The following is a 13,285-nucleotide window of genomic DNA, read 5'->3' as shown; positions in this document are numbered from 1 at the left end:
CGGCTTTTTGCTTTTGGCGAGCAGCCCGCAATGGTGATCAGTCGAACCAGGACAATCGTTCTTCTGCTCGTGCTGCTTTCAGCGGGGCACAGCCACGCCAGGACGGTGAAGAGCATTGAAATCGACGCCGTCGGCATGGACAACAGTCACGATGCGGCCGCCGCGCGCGCCTGCGCCAAGTTCAGGCCTAACAAGGCCCAGGTCACCCGATTCTTCAATCGTGCTTCTCCCGTCGAGACCCGCTTCGTCGTGCACGAGCGCTACAGCTCCTGCTATGCGGAGGGCTCAGTGAGATTCAGCGACGGCAATGAGGGGAAATGGATCCTCTACTCGAGCGGCGTCGCAGTGCTGACGCCGATGAAGGGTGGGGTCTTCAACATTTTCTACAAGCACAACCGATGGCACGACCCTTATGCGTGCACCTACGGGATGAGCGACAAGCCAGAGTGCTGAATCCAGTGCCCTTGCCTTAGTCGACCCGCCTGGCCGGCAAGCTGACCTGCCCCACACCCCCCAGGAACAGATCCGCCACGATCGGCCCCATGGCGTCGTAGTCCAGCGCGCCTTCGGGCTTCATCCAGGTGAACATCCAGTTGATCATGCCGAAGAGCAGCATGGTCAGCGGCTTGGCCATCTGGGCTGACGCATCGCCCTGGCCCGTCTCCGCCAACGCGCGTGCAAAGCCGGCCACCACCAGGCGCTCCTTGTCGAGCACGCGCTGGCGGTCCTCGTCGCTGAGGAACTTCACGTCCTCCGTCAGCACGCGGTGGGCGTCCTGCGCGTCGGCATATTCCTCGACGATGCGGCGGATCAGGTGGCGCAGCCTCGCCTCGCCCTTGAGCTGCAGCGCCTGCTCGTCATCGATGAGCCCGGCCAGGCGCGACACGTGGTCGTCGGCGATGCTCAGCAGAAGGGCGTACTTGTCCTTGTAGTAGTGGTAGAGCGTCGCCTTCGACAGGCCGCAGGCCTCGGCCACCTGGTTCATCGAGGTGGCGGAGTAGCCGCGTTTGGCAAAGAGCTGCGCCGCTTGCGCGAGGATCATCTCGCGCTGGTCTTCGTAGCTGGCTGATCGTCCGCGTGGCATGCCGGTTCTTCCTCGGTGTTGTGCGTTCTTCTTCTGGCGCTGAAGGCTTGATGCTAGCCGCCGCGCTTGGTCTCGATCAGCGACTTGACTTCCACGCTCTTGACCTTGGGGCGATCCGCTTCGATGGCCTGCAGCGGCGCCACTTCCACCAGCGAAGCCAGGCTGCGCCGGGTCAGGTCCTGGTAGGTGAGGGTGCCTTCCAGCTTCCAGGCCACCTCCTCGTCGCTGAGCTCGCGCTTGACCTTGGCGGGCATGCCGGCGACCAGGCTTTTCGGAGGCACCTTCATGCCCGCGGGCACGAAGGCACAGGCGGCCACGATGGTGGCGGCGCCGATCTCGGCCTCGTCCATCACCACCGCGTTCATGCCCACCAGCGCATCGCGCCGCACCACGCAGCTGTGCAGCACGGCGCCGTGGCCGATGTGGCCGTTCTCTTCCACCACCGTGTCCTGCTCCGGAAAGCCATGGATGACGCAGGTGTCTTGGACATTCGCCCCCCGGTGCAGCACGATGCGCCCGAAGTCGCCGCGCAGGCAGGCGCAGGGGCCGACGTAGCAGTCGGGGCCCACGATGACGTCGCCGATCAGCACGGCACTGGGGTGCACGTAGGCGCTGGGGTCGATCACCGGGATCACCCCTTCGATGGAATAGCAGGGCATTGGAATGTCTCCTTGTCTCGCGTTCATGGACCGGCAAATCGGGCAGCTCGGCTGGCCGCCTAGGGTTTGCCCTGAGCCTCAGGACTTGAAGCTTTGATGCGCCTCATCTTAAAATCTACCGAACGGTCGGTCAATAGTGTTTGATCTACCTCATGGTCCCGGCAGAACCCTCTCCTGAAGGAAACCCCACGATGACGACGGAGCCATTGGTCCTGGTGGCCGATGCGGGCGCCACCCGCACCATCACCCTGAATCGCCCGGCGGCGATGAACAGCTTCACCACCGCCATGCATGCCGAACTGCTGGCCGCGCTGGACAACACCGCCGGCAGCACCGAGCTGCGCTGCGTGGTCATCACCGGCGCCGGACGGGGCTTCTGCGCCGGCCAGGACCTGGGCGACCCGCAGGCCGCGCCGGGCAAGGACCTGGGCGCACTCATCGAGGCGTACTACCTGCCGCTGGTGGAGCGCATCCGCTCCATGCCCGTGCCGGTGATCGCCGCCGTGAACGGCGTGGCCGCCGGCGCCGGCGCCAACCTGGCGCTGTGTTGCGACGTGGTGCTGGCCGCGCGCTCGGCCAGCTTCATCCAGGCCTTCTCCAAGATCGGCCTGGTGCCCGACACCGGCGGCACCTGGCTGCTGCCGCGCCTGGTGGGCCATGCGCGAGCGCTGGCCATCGCGATGACGGGCGACAAGATCCCCGCCGAGCAGGCCGCCGCCATGGGAATGATCTGGCAGTGCGTGGACGACGCGCAGCTGCAAGATGCCGCCAATGCCCTGGCCACGCGCCTGGCCGCCATGCCCACCAAGGCGCTCGCCGTCACCCGCAAGGCGCTGGCCGATGCGCAGCACCTGGACCTGCGCGCCGCGCTGCAGATGGAAGCGCAACTGCAGACCGAACTGGGCGGCGCGCACGACTACCTCGAAGGCGTGGACGCCTTCCGCAACAAGCGCGCCCCGAAGTTCACCGACCGCTGATCCATCCTCCATTTCCATGAGCGCACTCACGCCCCAACAGATCGCCGACCGCGTGCGCGACGGCATGCTTCTCAACGACCGCGCCACCCGTGCCATGGGCATGGAGGTGACCGACATCGCCCCGGGCACCGCCACGCTGACCATGCGCGTGCGCGAAGACATGCTCAACGGCCACGACACCTGCCACGGCGGCCTCATCACCACGCTGGCCGACTCGGCCTTCGCCTTTGCCTGCAACTCGCATGGCGAGCTGACGGTGGCGGCCTCCATCGCCGTCGACTTCCTCGCGCCTGGCCGCAAGGACGACCTGCTCACCGCGCGGGCCTTCGAGGTGTCGAAGTCCGGCCGCACGGGGCTGTACGACTGCGAAGTGAGCAACCAGCGCGGCGAACGCGTCGCGGTGTTCCGCGGCCGCTCGCACACCATGAAGGGCAAGCCGGCCGCCGGCAACCTGGCCGCCTGAAGACGACGGAGACAAAGACATGACCGTGAAGACCCCCGCCCCCGGCGACCTGGCCCCCATCGAGAAGGCCAGCCGCGACGAGATCGCCGCCCTGCAACTGCAGCGCCTGAAAGCCACGCTGCAGCGCGCCTACGAGAACGTGCCCCACTACCGCAAGGCCTTCGATGCCAAGGGCGTGCACCCCGAAGACCTGAAGCACCTGTCGGACCTCGCCAGGTTCCCCTTCACCGTGAAGACGGACCTGCGCGACAACTATCCCTTCGGCCTCTTCGCCGTGCCGCGCGAGCAGGTGGCGCGCATCCATGCCTCCAGCGGCACCACCGGCAAGCCGACCGTGGTGGGCTACACGAAGAACGACATCGACACCTGGGCCGACCTGGTGGCGCGCTCCATCCGCGCCGCCGGCGGGCGGCCCGGCGACATGGTGCACGTGGCCTACGGCTACGGCCTGTTCACCGGCGGCCTGGGCGCGCACTACGGCGCGGAGCGCGCCGGCTGCACCGTCATCCCCATGTCGGGCGGGCAGACCGAGAAGCAGGTGCAGCTCATCACCGACTTCAAGCCCGACATCATCATGGTCACGCCCAGCTACATGCAGGTACTGATCGAGGAATTCCAGCGCCAGGGCCTGGACGCTGCCGCCAGCTCGCTGAAGGTCGGCATCTTCGGCGCCGAGCCTTGGACGGAAGCGATGCGCCACGACATCGAGAAGAAGGCCGGCATCGACGCGGTCGACATCTACGGTCTGTCGGAGGTGATGGGCCCGGGCGTGGCCAGCGAATGCATCGAGAGCAAGGACGGCCCGGTGATCTGGGAAGACCACTTCTACCCCGAGATCATCAACCCCGAGACCGGCGAACCGGTGGCCGACGGAGAAGAGGGCGAACTGGTCTTCACCTCGCTCACCAAGGAAGCCATGCCGGTGATCCGCTACCGCACGCGCGACCTCACGCGCCTGATGCCGCCCACCTCGCGCTCCTTCCGCCGCATGGGCAAGATCGTCGGCCGCAGCGACGACATGATGATCATTCGCGGCGTCAACGTCTTCCCCACGCAGGTGGAAGAGATCGTGCTGGCGCACCAGAAGCTCACCGGCCTGTACCAACTGCACGTGAGCCGCGAAGGCCTGCTCGACACGGTCGAGGTGCACTGCGAGCTGCAGCCCGCCATGCGCGGCATCGCCGATGGCGAGCGCAGCGAGATTGCCCAGTGGGTGCAGCACCGCATCAAGACGCTGGTGGGCATCTCCACCGCCGTGCGCGTGTTCGACCCCGACACCATCGAGCGCACGCAGACCGGCAAGGCCAGGCGCGTCTACGACAAGCGCCCCCGCTGAACCTCCACATTCTGAAAGGACACGCCATGTACACCCAAGCCATGGACACCATGGGCAAGGAAGCCGGCGACGGCACCAAGCCGGTCCGCTCGGCCGACGAGATGCGCCTGCAGGAGCGCTTCGACGAGCGCATCGACGCCGGCGACTTCATCGAGGCCAAGGACTGGATGCCCGACCACTACCGCAAGACCCTCTTGCGCCAGATTAGCCAGCACGCGCACTCGGAAATCGTCGGCATGCTGCCCGAGGGCAACTGGATCAGCCGCGCGCCCACGCTCAAGCGCAAGGCCATCCTGCTGGCCAAGGTGCAGGACGAGGGCGGCCACGGCCTGTACCTGTATGCCGCAGCCGAGACGCTGGGCACCTCGCGTGACCAGATGGTCGATGCGCTGCACACCGGCAAGGCCAAGTACAGCTCCATCTTCAACTACCCCACGCTGAGCTGGGCCGACATGGGCACCATCGGCTGGCTGGTGGACGGCGCGGCCATCATGAACCAGGTGCCGATCTGCCGCTGCTCCTACGCGCCCTATGCACGCGCCATGATCCGCATCTGCCGCGAGGAGAGCTTCCACCAGCGCCAGGGCTACGAGGCCCTGCTGACCATGATGCAGAACGGCACGCAGGCGCAGAAGGACATGGTGCAGGACGCCGTCAACCGCTGGTGGTGGCCCTCGATCATGATGTTCGGCCCGCCGGACGACCAGTCGCCCAACAGCGCGCAGTCCATGCGCTGGGGCATCAAGCGCGTGAGCAACGACGAGTTGCGCCAGAAATTCATCGACGCGACGGTGGAGCAGGCCAGGATCCTGGGCGTGACGCTGCCCGATCCGGACCTCAAGTGGAACGAGGAGCGCCAGGCCCATGACCACGGTCCCATCGACTGGTCGGAGTTCTGGCGCGTCATCGCCGGCGACGGCCCCTGCAACCGCGAGCGCCTGGGCGCCCGCGTCAAGGCCTGGGACGACGGCGCCTGGGTGCGCGAGGCCGCGCTGGCCCACGCCCGCAAGCAACAGCAGCAAGACATCAAGGAGGCAGCATGAGCGAGATCGACAAGGAATGGCCGTTGTGGGAAGTGTTCGTCCGCAGCAAGGCAGGGTTGGACCACAAGCATTGCGGCAGCCTGCATGCGGCCGACGCGCAGATGGCCATCCAGATGGCACGTGACGTCTACACCCGCCGCCAGGAAGGCTGCAGCGTGTGGGTGGTGCGTTCCGAGCAGATCGTGGCCAGCGATCCGGGCGACAAGGACATGTACTTCGACCCGGCCGAAGACAAGGTGTACCGCCACCCCACCTTCTATCAGCTGCCCAAGGCGGTCGATCACATGTGAGAAGCGGGAGCGCAAGAGCATGACCACCGCATCGATCGAACTCGAACTCACGCCCGCCACGCAGTACCTGCTGCGCGTCGGCGACAGCTGCCTCATCCTCGCGCAGCGCATCAGCGAATGGTGCGGTCACGCACCCGTGCTGGAAGAGGACATCGCCATGTCCAACATCGCGCTGGACCTGATCGGCCAGGCGCGCGCCGTGCTCACGCGCGCCGGCGAAGTCGAAGGCCGCTCGCATGACGAGGACCAGCTCGCTTTCCTGCGCAACGAGCGCGACTACTTCAACGTGACGCTGGCCGAGCTGCCGCGCGGCGACTTCGCCAATGCGGTGCTGCGCAACACCATGGCCGCCACCTGGCTCAAGCTCCTGTGGGAACGCCTGGCCGTCGAGAGCAGCGACGCCGAGCTGCGCGCCATCGCCGCCAAGGCGCTGAAGGAAGCGCGCTACCACCAGCAGCACTCGGGCGACTGGGTGGTGCGCCTGGGCGACGGCACCGACGAATCGCGCCAGCGCATGGAAGCCGCGCTGGACCACCTGTGGCGCTACGCGGCCGAGCTCTTCGACACCGACGCCGCCGACGAGGCCGCGGCCGATGCCGGATGGGGTCCGCGCTGGTCCCAACTGAAGGCACCCTGGCTGGCCGAGATGCAGCAGATCCTCTCGGAAGCCGGCCTGGCAGTGCCGGCCGAGAGCAAGTTCCAGAGCGACGGCAAGCGCGGCCGCCACAGCGAGCACATGGGCTTCATCCTGGCCGACATGCAGTATCTGCAGCGCGCCTTCCCCGGCGGGGTGTGGTGATGGGATTGGCAGCCGTGGCACCCGCACCGCACAGCGAACGCATCCGGTCCGCATGGGCGGTCCTGGACAAGGTGCTCGACCCCGAGGTGCCGGCCCTGTCGGTGTGCGACCTGGGCATCGTGCGCGAGGTGATCGAGCATGAAGACGGCCTGGAAGTCGTGCTCACGCCGACCTATTCCGGCTGCCCGGCCACCGAGGTCATCGAGCACGACGTGCTGCAGGCCATCGAATCCGCCGGACTGGGCCCCGCCCGCGCCACGCTGCGCCGCGCGCCCGCGTGGACCACCGACTGGATCAGCGCCGAGGGCCGCCGCAGGCTGTCCGACTACGGCATCGCGCCGCCCGGCGCCGTGGCGCGCGCCGACGGCGCCGTGCCCATCCGCTTCTTCGGCCGCCGCATCGATGCCAACACGCCGAGCTGCCCACGTTGCGGCAGCGGCGAGACCGAGCGCCTGTCGGCCTTCGGCGCCACCGCCTGCAAGGCGCTGTATCGCTGCCTCGCCTGCCGCGAACCTTTCGAACACTTCAAACCCATCTGAGCGACGGCTGCCATGAGCGTCATGTTCCATCCCCTTCGCGTCCGCGCGATCGAGCCCGATACGCAGGAAGCGGTCGTCGTCTCCTTCGACGTGCCCGCCGACCTGCGCGAAGTCTTCGGCTTCACCCAGGGCCAGTACCTCACCCTGCGCACCGACATCGACGGCCAGGACCTGCGCCGTTCCTACTCCATCTGCGCCGGCGTCGACGACGGCGAGCTGCGCGTGGGCGTGCGCAAGGTACGCGGCGGCGTGTTCTCCAACTGGATCAACGAGCACCTGAAGCCTGGCGACACCGTCAGCGTGATGGCGCCGCAGGGCCGCTTCTTCGTGCCGCTGGACCCCCAGGCGAAACGCCATCACGTCGGCATCGCCGGCGGCAGCGGCATCACGCCCATCCTGTCGATCATGAAGACGGTGCTGGCGCGCGAGCCGAACAGCCGCTTCACCCTGATCTACGGCAACCGGCTGCTGCAGTCCACGATGTTCAAGGAAGAGATCGAGGACCTGAAGAACCGCTACATGACGCGCTTGGTGCTGCAGCACGTGTTCTCCGACGAGCACACCGACGCGCCCCTCAACCACGGCGTGATGAACCGCGAGAAGATCGGCGAGTTCCTGAAAAGCGTGGTGCCGGCAGGCGAGATCGACCATGTCTACGTCTGCGGCCCCTTCCAGATGAATGACGAGGCCGAGGCGGCGCTGCTGGCGGCCGGCGTGCCGGAAGAGCGCATCCACATCGAGCGCTTCGGCGTTGCCCTGCCGGCGGCCGGCGCTGGCGAGGCCGTCGGCGCCGTGGTGCACGAGGCCAAGCCCGGCGATGCGGAGACGGCGCGCATTGTCATCATCCGCGACGGCCTGTCGCGCGAGATCTCCTTCACCAAGCAGCAGCCCAGCATCCTGGATGCGGCATCGGCCGCCGGCATGGAGGTGCCGTACTCCTGCACCTCCGGTGTCTGCGGCACCTGCCGCGCCAAGGTGGTGGAGGGCGAGGTGCGCATGGAGCGCAACTTCGCGCTCGACAAGAAGGAAGTGGCAGCCGGCTTCGTGCTGACCTGCCAGGCCCACCCGCTCACCGAGCGCGTGGTGCTTTCTTTCGACGAGCGCTAGGCGTTTTCCCGCGATGGAGCGTGCGTGGGGAACATCCCGATGACGGCGCCGCTCCGAAGACAGTCCACTAACAACCCGAATTTCCTTTCAACCTGGAGACAAGAGAATGAAGTCGTTCAAGAAGAAGATCCTGGCGCTGGCCAGCCTGCTGTCGCTCGCCGTCGCGGCACAGGCGGACATCAACGTCGGTGTCACGCTCTCGGCCACCGGCCCGGCCGCCTCGCTGGGCATTCCCGAGAAGAACACCATCGCGCTGATGCCCAAGACCATCGCGGGCCAGAAGATCAACTACGTGGTGCTCGATGATGCGTCGGACACCACGGCGGCCGTCTCCAATACCCGCAAGCTGATTGCCGACAGCAAGGTCGACGTGGTGCTGGGCTCCACCGTCACGCCAGCATCGCTGGCCATGATCGACGTGGCGTCCGAAGCCAAGGTGCCGATGATCTCGATGGCCGCCTCGGCGCGCATCGTCGAACCCATGGACGACAAGCGCAAGTGGATCTTCAAGACGCCGCAGAACGACATCATGATGTCGCTGGCCATTGCCGAGCACATGGGCAAGACGGGCGTGAAGACGGTCGGCTTCATCGGCTTCTCCGACGCCTATGGCGAAGGCTGGTTCCAGGAATTCACCAAGGCCGCCGAGCTCAAGGGCCTGAAGATCATCGCCAACGAGCGCTTCGGCCGCACCGACACCTCGGTCACCGGCCAGGTGCTCAAGCTGATGTCGGCCAAGCCCGACGCGATCCTGGTGGCCGGCTCGGGCACCCCGGCCGCGCTGCCCCAGAAGACGCTCAAGGAGCGCGGCTACGCCGGCAAGATGTACCAGACCCACGGCGTGGCCAATGCCGACTTCCTGCGCGTGGGCGGCAAGGACGTGGAAGGCACCTTCCTGCCCGCCGGCCCGGTGCTGGTGGCCGAGCAGCTGCCCACCTCCAACCCGGTGCGCAAGAGCGCCCAGGCCTACATCGCGGCGTATGAAGCGGCGCATGGCAAGAACAGCGTCTCCACCTTCGGCGCCCACGCCTGGGATGCGGGCCTGCTGATGGCCGCCGCCGTGCCCGTCGCGCTGAAGACCGCGCAGCCGGGCACGCCCGAGTTCCGCGCAGCGCTGCGCGATGCGCTGGAGAAGATCCACGAGCTGCCCGGCGCCCACGGCATCTTCACCATGTCGCCGACCGACCACCTGGGCCTGGACCAGCGCGGCCGCGTGATGGTCAAGATCGAGAACGGCACCTGGAAATACCAGCCCTGAGCCATCGCGGCTCGCGCCCGTCGATTCGGGCGTGAGCCGGGCATTTCAACTTTTCGACTGGAAGCTTCATGGACGGACAGATCGCCCTGCTGCTCGCGCAGGACGGCCTCGTGAATGGCGCCGTGTATGCGCTGATGGCGCTGGCCCTGGTGCTGGTGTTCTCGGTCACCCGCGTCATCTTCATCCCGCAGGGCGAATTCGTGGCCTTCGGCGCGCTCTCGATGGCGATGATGCAGGCCGGCAAGACGCCCGCCACGCTGTGGCTGCTGCTGGCGCTGGCCGCCGCGGTGCTCGTGGTCGAGGCCTGGCGCTACAAGCGCGGCGCGCCGGTGGACTGGAACTCCGCCTTGCTGTGGTGCGTGGCCATGCCGCTGGCGGCCTGCGCGCTGGTGCTGCTGTGGAAGCCCACGGGCCTGGCGGCGCAGGCGGTCAGCACGCTGGTGCTCATCACGCCCCTGGGTCCCTTGCTCTATCGATTGGCGTACCGGCCGATGGCGCAGGCCACGGTGCTGTCGCTCCTGATCGTGTCGGTGGCGCTGCATGGCGTGCTGGTGGGCCTGGGCCTTCTGTTCTTCGGTGCCGAGGGCTCGCGCACGCCGGCCTTCTCCGAAGCGCGCTTCGACATCGGCGGGCTGCAGATCACCGGCCAGTCGGTCGTGGTGATTGTGGTCACGCTGGTGCTGGTGATCGCCATGTTCCAGTTCTTCGGCCGTTCAATGGTGGGCAAGGCGCTTCGCGCCACCGCCATGAACCGGGTCGGCGCCCGCCTGATGGGCGTGCCCACCGAACTCTCGGGTGACGTGAGCTTCGCGCTCGCGGCGCTCATCGGCGCGGTGTCGGGCCTGCTCATCGCGCCCCTCACCACCATCTACTACGACACCGGCTTCCTGATCGGCCTCAAGGGCTTCGTCGCCGCCATCGTCGGCGGGCTGGCGAGCTACCCGCTCGCCTTGGGCGGTGCGCTGCTCGTGGGCCAGCTCGAATCCTTCTCGTCCTTCTGGGCCAGTGCCTACAAGGAAGTGCTCGTCTTCACGTTGATCATTCCGGTCCTCTGGTGGCGATCCCTGAATAGCCGCCATGTGGAGGACGAGGAGTGAGCGCGACCATGGACAACAAAGCATCCGCCGCCATCGACACCGCACCCGCATCGCGGGGATTCCTCACGCGCCGCGGCCTCACGCTGGCGGCGGTGCTGGCGCTGGCGGTCTCCTGGGGCTTCCTGCCCGAGTTCACCGTGGTGGTCATCAGCTACATCGGCCTGTACGCCCTGGTGGCGGTGGGCCTGGCCATGCTCACCGGCGTGGGCGGCATGACCTCCTTCGGCCAGGCCGCCTTCGTCGGCATGGGCGCCTATGCCACCGCCTGGGTGGGCACCTCGCCGACGGCGGCCGGCTGGCTCGGTCCGCTCGCGGGCAGCGCCATCGTGCCGTGGATCGGGCTGGCGCTGGGCCTGGCGGTGACCTTCGCCTTCGCCTGGGCGCTGGGCGCCATCACGGTGAAGCTGTCGGGCCACTACCTGCCGCTGTGCACCATCGCCTGGGGCCTGGGCCTTTACTACCTGTTCGGCAACATGGACTTCCTGGGCGGGCAGACCGGCATCACCGGCGTGCCGGCGCTGGTCATCGGCGGCGTGTCGCTGGCCTCGCCGCGCGCGCTGGGCATCCTGATCTGGACGGCGCTGCTGGCCAGCATGTGGCTGCTGCACAACCTGCTCGATTCGCGCGAAGGCCGTGCCATCCGTGCGCTCAAGAGCGGCCGGCTGATGGCCGAGTCGATGGGCGTGGACACCGCGCGCCACCGCACCAAGCTCTTCGTGCTGGCCGCGCTGATGGCGGCGCTGTCGGGCTGGCTCTATGCGCACATGCAGCGCTTCGTGAACCCCACGCCCTTCAACCTCAACATCGGCATCGAGTACCTCTTCATGGCGGTGGTGGGTGGCGCCGGCCACCTGTGGGGCGCGGTGCTGGGCGCGGCGCTCATCACGCTGCTCAAGGAAAAGCTGCAGGACGTGCTGCCCAGCCTGCTGGGCACCAGCGGCAACTTCGAGGTGATCGTCTTCGGCCTCCTGATGCTGCTGGTGCTGCAGCGCTTCGCCGACGGCATCTGGCCGGCGCTGGAGCGCATCGGCCAGCGCCTGCTGCGGCCCGAGAAGGCCAAGGCGCCCAGCCGCGTGGCCGAACTGGCGCATCGCCAGCTGCCGGCCAAGGGCACCGTGCTGCTGCAGGCCAAGGACGTGACCAAGCGCTTCGGCGGCCTGGTGGCCAACAACGTGGTGAGCATGACGGTGAAGGCCGGCGAGATCCATGCGCTCATCGGCCCCAACGGGGCAGGCAAGAGCACCTTCTTCAACATGATCTCGGGCGTGGACGATCCCACCGAAGGCGAAGTGCGCCTGATGGACCAGCCCATGCAGACCAGGCCCGCGCGCGACTTCGCCGCGCTGGGCCTGGGCCGCACTTTCCAGCACGTGCGCCTGCTGGGCACGCGCAGCGTGGTCGACAACGTGGCGCTGGGCGCGCACCTGCGTGCCAAGCGCGGGTGGATCGCCTCGATGCTGCGCCTGGACCGCGCGGAAGAAGCCGCGCTGCAGGCCGAGGCCCGCAAGCAGATCGAGCGCTGCGGCCTGGGTGCGCATGCCGATTCGCCGTCCGCATCGCTGGCCCTGGGCCAGCAGCGCATCGTCGAGATCGCGCGCGCCCTGGCCAGCCAGCCGGCGGTGCTGCTGCTGGACGAACCGGCCGCGGGCCTGCGCCACCTGGAGAAGCGCGCGCTGGCCGAGCTGCTGTCGCAACTGCGGGCCGAGGGCCTGGGCATCCTGGTGGTGGAACACGACATGGAATTCGTCATGAACCTGGCCGACCGCATCACCGTGCTCGAATTCGGCACCGTGATCGCCGAGGGCAAGCCCGCCGAGGTGCAGGCCAATCCGAAGGTGCTGGACGCCTACCTGGGCGGCGTCGATGAGCCGCTGGAGGTCGCGGCATGACGGCTCCTCTTCTTGAACTGAAGGACTTCTGCGTTTCCTATCGTGCGGTGGAGGCCCTGCACGGCGTTGCGCTGCAGGTGCGCGAAGGCGAGATCGTCACCGTCATCGGCCCCAACGGCGCCGGCAAGACCACGCTGCTGTGCGCGGCGATGGGCTTGCTGCCATCAGGCGGACAGTTGCTGCTCGACGGCGAGCGCGTGGCGCGCCCCAGCGTCGAGGCCATGGTGGCGCGCGGCGTCTCGCTGGTGCCCGAGCGGCGCGAGCTGTTCGGCGAGATGTCGGTGGAAGACAACCTGCTGCTGGGCGGCTTCTACCGCTGGCGCAAGGGCAAGCGCGACCAGCGCGAGCGCATGGAGGAAGTCTTCCAGATCTTCCCGCGCCTGCGCGAGCGCCATGCGCAGCTGGCCTCCACGCTTTCGGGCGGCGAGCGCCAGATGCTGGCCATCGGCCGTGCGCTCATGGCACGGCCGCGCCTGCTCATGCTCGACGAGCCCTCGCTGGGCCTGGCGCCGCTGATCGTGCGCGAGGTGCTGCAGGTGGTTTCCTCGCTGCGCAAGCACGGCGTGTCGGTGCTGCTGGTGGAGCAGAACGCCCGCGCCGCGCTGCAGGTGGCCGACCGCGGCTACGTGCTGGAGATGGGGCAGGTGGCCCTGACCGGCGCCGCACGCGATCTGTTGCACGACCGCCGGATCATCGACACCTACCTCGGGATCGGCAGCCAGAAGGCCGCCTGATCCATCACTA

At 67.7% G+C, this 13,285-nt stretch carries 15 protein-coding genes; 13 read left to right on the top strand and 2 right to left on the bottom strand.

Translation table 11 applies throughout. The features are described 5' to 3' along the window. Positions 1-30 precede the first annotated feature (30 nt). Positions 31-453 carry a hypothetical protein gene (locus tag BM345_RS17950; RefSeq protein ID WP_093381661.1) on the top strand — a complete coding sequence of 141 codons (423 nt, stop codon included), beginning with the start codon at positions 31-33 and terminating at the stop codon, positions 451-453. A 16-nt stretch (positions 454-469) separates the two neighbouring features. On the opposite strand, the gene BM345_RS17945 is transcribed toward BM345_RS17950, so the two are convergent. Further along, complete coding sequence (locus tag BM345_RS17945) at positions 470-1,084, bottom strand: TetR/AcrR family transcriptional regulator (RefSeq protein WP_093381659.1); 615 nt, start codon at positions 1,082-1,084, stop codon at positions 470-472. 53 nt (positions 1,085-1,137) lie between these two features. Beyond that, a complete protein-coding gene (locus BM345_RS17940) occupies positions 1,138-1,743 on the bottom strand; it encodes an acyltransferase (protein WP_093381658.1) in 606 nt (201 codons plus the stop codon). Positions 1,744-1,934: 191 nt separating this feature from the next. On the opposite strand from BM345_RS17940, the gene BM345_RS17935 reads away from it, so the two are divergent. The 12 genes from BM345_RS17935 (at position 1,935) to BM345_RS17880 (ending at position 13,275) form a co-directional block, all read left to right on the top strand. After that, entirely contained in the window at positions 1,935-2,720 is a 786-nt protein-coding gene (locus BM345_RS17935; RefSeq protein ID WP_093381656.1) for an enoyl-CoA hydratase-related protein, read from the top strand. Between the two features lie 16 nt (positions 2,721-2,736). Beyond that, entirely contained in the window at positions 2,737-3,183 is a 447-nt protein-coding gene (gene paaI, locus BM345_RS17930) for a hydroxyphenylacetyl-CoA thioesterase PaaI (RefSeq protein WP_175545042.1), read from the top strand. 19 nt (positions 3,184-3,202) lie between these two features. Next, the gene (paaK, locus tag BM345_RS17925; protein WP_093381655.1) at positions 3,203-4,519 is read left to right on the top strand and encodes a phenylacetate--CoA ligase PaaK; all 1,317 of its coding nucleotides are present in this window, start codon (positions 3,203-3,205) and stop codon (positions 4,517-4,519) included. 26 nt (positions 4,520-4,545) lie between these two features. Next, entirely contained in the window at positions 4,546-5,562 is a 1,017-nt protein-coding gene (gene paaA / locus BM345_RS17920) for a 1,2-phenylacetyl-CoA epoxidase subunit PaaA (RefSeq protein WP_093381653.1), read from the top strand. Next, complete coding sequence (paaB, locus tag BM345_RS17915; RefSeq protein ID WP_093381652.1) at positions 5,559-5,852, top strand: 1,2-phenylacetyl-CoA epoxidase subunit PaaB; 294 nt, start codon at positions 5,559-5,561, stop codon at positions 5,850-5,852. Before paaA ends, paaB begins: the two co-directional genes overlap by 4 nt. Before the next feature lie 19 nt (positions 5,853-5,871). Continuing rightward, positions 5,872-6,651, top strand: coding sequence for a 1,2-phenylacetyl-CoA epoxidase subunit PaaC (paaC, locus tag BM345_RS17910; protein WP_093381650.1), 780 nt, complete (start codon positions 5,872-5,874; stop codon positions 6,649-6,651). Continuing rightward, positions 6,651-7,190, top strand: a complete 540-nt coding sequence (paaD, locus tag BM345_RS17905; RefSeq protein WP_093381771.1) for a 1,2-phenylacetyl-CoA epoxidase subunit PaaD — start codon at positions 6,651-6,653, stop codon at positions 7,188-7,190. The genes paaC and paaD overlap by 1 nt, the downstream gene beginning before the upstream one ends. Before the next feature lie 12 nt (positions 7,191-7,202). Next, a complete protein-coding gene (paaE, locus tag BM345_RS17900) occupies positions 7,203-8,297 on the top strand; it encodes a 1,2-phenylacetyl-CoA epoxidase subunit PaaE (RefSeq protein ID WP_093381649.1) in 1,095 nt (364 codons plus the stop codon). A 106-nt stretch (positions 8,298-8,403) separates the two neighbouring features. Next, positions 8,404-9,555 carry an ABC transporter substrate-binding protein gene (locus tag BM345_RS17895; protein WP_093381647.1) on the top strand — a complete coding sequence of 384 codons (1,152 nt, stop codon included), beginning with the start codon at positions 8,404-8,406 and terminating at the stop codon, positions 9,553-9,555. 68 nt (positions 9,556-9,623) lie between these two features. Then, positions 9,624-10,652 (top strand): branched-chain amino acid ABC transporter permease, encoded by a 1,029-nt coding sequence (locus tag BM345_RS17890; protein ID WP_093381646.1) that lies wholly within the window; start codon positions 9,624-9,626, stop codon positions 10,650-10,652. A gap of 8 nt (positions 10,653-10,660) precedes the next feature. After that, the gene (locus BM345_RS17885; protein WP_093381644.1) at positions 10,661-12,541 is read left to right on the top strand and encodes a branched-chain amino acid ABC transporter ATP-binding protein/permease; all 1,881 of its coding nucleotides are present in this window, start codon (positions 10,661-10,663) and stop codon (positions 12,539-12,541) included. Then, a complete protein-coding gene (locus BM345_RS17880) occupies positions 12,538-13,275 on the top strand; it encodes an ABC transporter ATP-binding protein (protein WP_093381643.1) in 738 nt (245 codons plus the stop codon). Before BM345_RS17885 ends, BM345_RS17880 begins: the two co-directional genes overlap by 4 nt. The last annotated feature ends 10 nt before the right edge of the window (positions 13,276-13,285 follow it).

Origin of the sequence: Variovorax sp. OV329 (assembly GCF_900114785.1) — a bacterium.
Taxonomy (GTDB): domain Bacteria; phylum Pseudomonadota; class Gammaproteobacteria; order Burkholderiales; family Burkholderiaceae_C; genus Variovorax.
Note: the sequence above shows the minus strand (reverse complement) of the source record. Positions and strands in the feature narration are given on the sequence as shown.

Coding starts and splice junctions, on each gene's coding strand:
- BM345_RS17935 (WP_093381656.1), top strand. CDS start 1,935: ATGACGACGGAGCCATTGGTCCTGGTGGCCGATGCGGGCGCCACCCGC.
- BM345_RS17950 (WP_093381661.1), top strand. CDS start 31: ATGGTGATCAGTCGAACCAGGACAATCGTTCTTCTGCTCGTGCTGCTT.
- paaI (WP_175545042.1), top strand. CDS start 2,737: ATGAGCGCACTCACGCCCCAACAGATCGCCGACCGCGTGCGCGACGGC.
- paaK (WP_093381655.1), top strand. CDS start 3,203: ATGACCGTGAAGACCCCCGCCCCCGGCGACCTGGCCCCCATCGAGAAG.
- BM345_RS17890 (WP_093381646.1), top strand. CDS start 9,624: ATGGACGGACAGATCGCCCTGCTGCTCGCGCAGGACGGCCTCGTGAAT.
- paaE (WP_093381649.1), top strand. CDS start 7,203: ATGAGCGTCATGTTCCATCCCCTTCGCGTCCGCGCGATCGAGCCCGAT.
- paaA (WP_093381653.1), top strand. CDS start 4,546: ATGTACACCCAAGCCATGGACACCATGGGCAAGGAAGCCGGCGACGGC.
- paaB (WP_093381652.1), top strand. CDS start 5,559: ATGAGCGAGATCGACAAGGAATGGCCGTTGTGGGAAGTGTTCGTCCGC.
- BM345_RS17880 (WP_093381643.1), top strand. CDS start 12,538: ATGACGGCTCCTCTTCTTGAACTGAAGGACTTCTGCGTTTCCTATCGT.
- BM345_RS17940 (WP_093381658.1), bottom strand. CDS start 1,743: ATGCCCTGCTATTCCATCGAAGGGGTGATCCCGGTGATCGACCCCAGC.
- paaC (WP_093381650.1), top strand. CDS start 5,872: ATGACCACCGCATCGATCGAACTCGAACTCACGCCCGCCACGCAGTAC.
- paaD (WP_093381771.1), top strand. CDS start 6,651: ATGGGATTGGCAGCCGTGGCACCCGCACCGCACAGCGAACGCATCCGG.
- BM345_RS17885 (WP_093381644.1), top strand. CDS start 10,661: ATGGACAACAAAGCATCCGCCGCCATCGACACCGCACCCGCATCGCGG.
- BM345_RS17945 (WP_093381659.1), bottom strand. CDS start 1,084: ATGCCACGCGGACGATCAGCCAGCTACGAAGACCAGCGCGAGATGATC.
- BM345_RS17895 (WP_093381647.1), top strand. CDS start 8,404: ATGAAGTCGTTCAAGAAGAAGATCCTGGCGCTGGCCAGCCTGCTGTCG.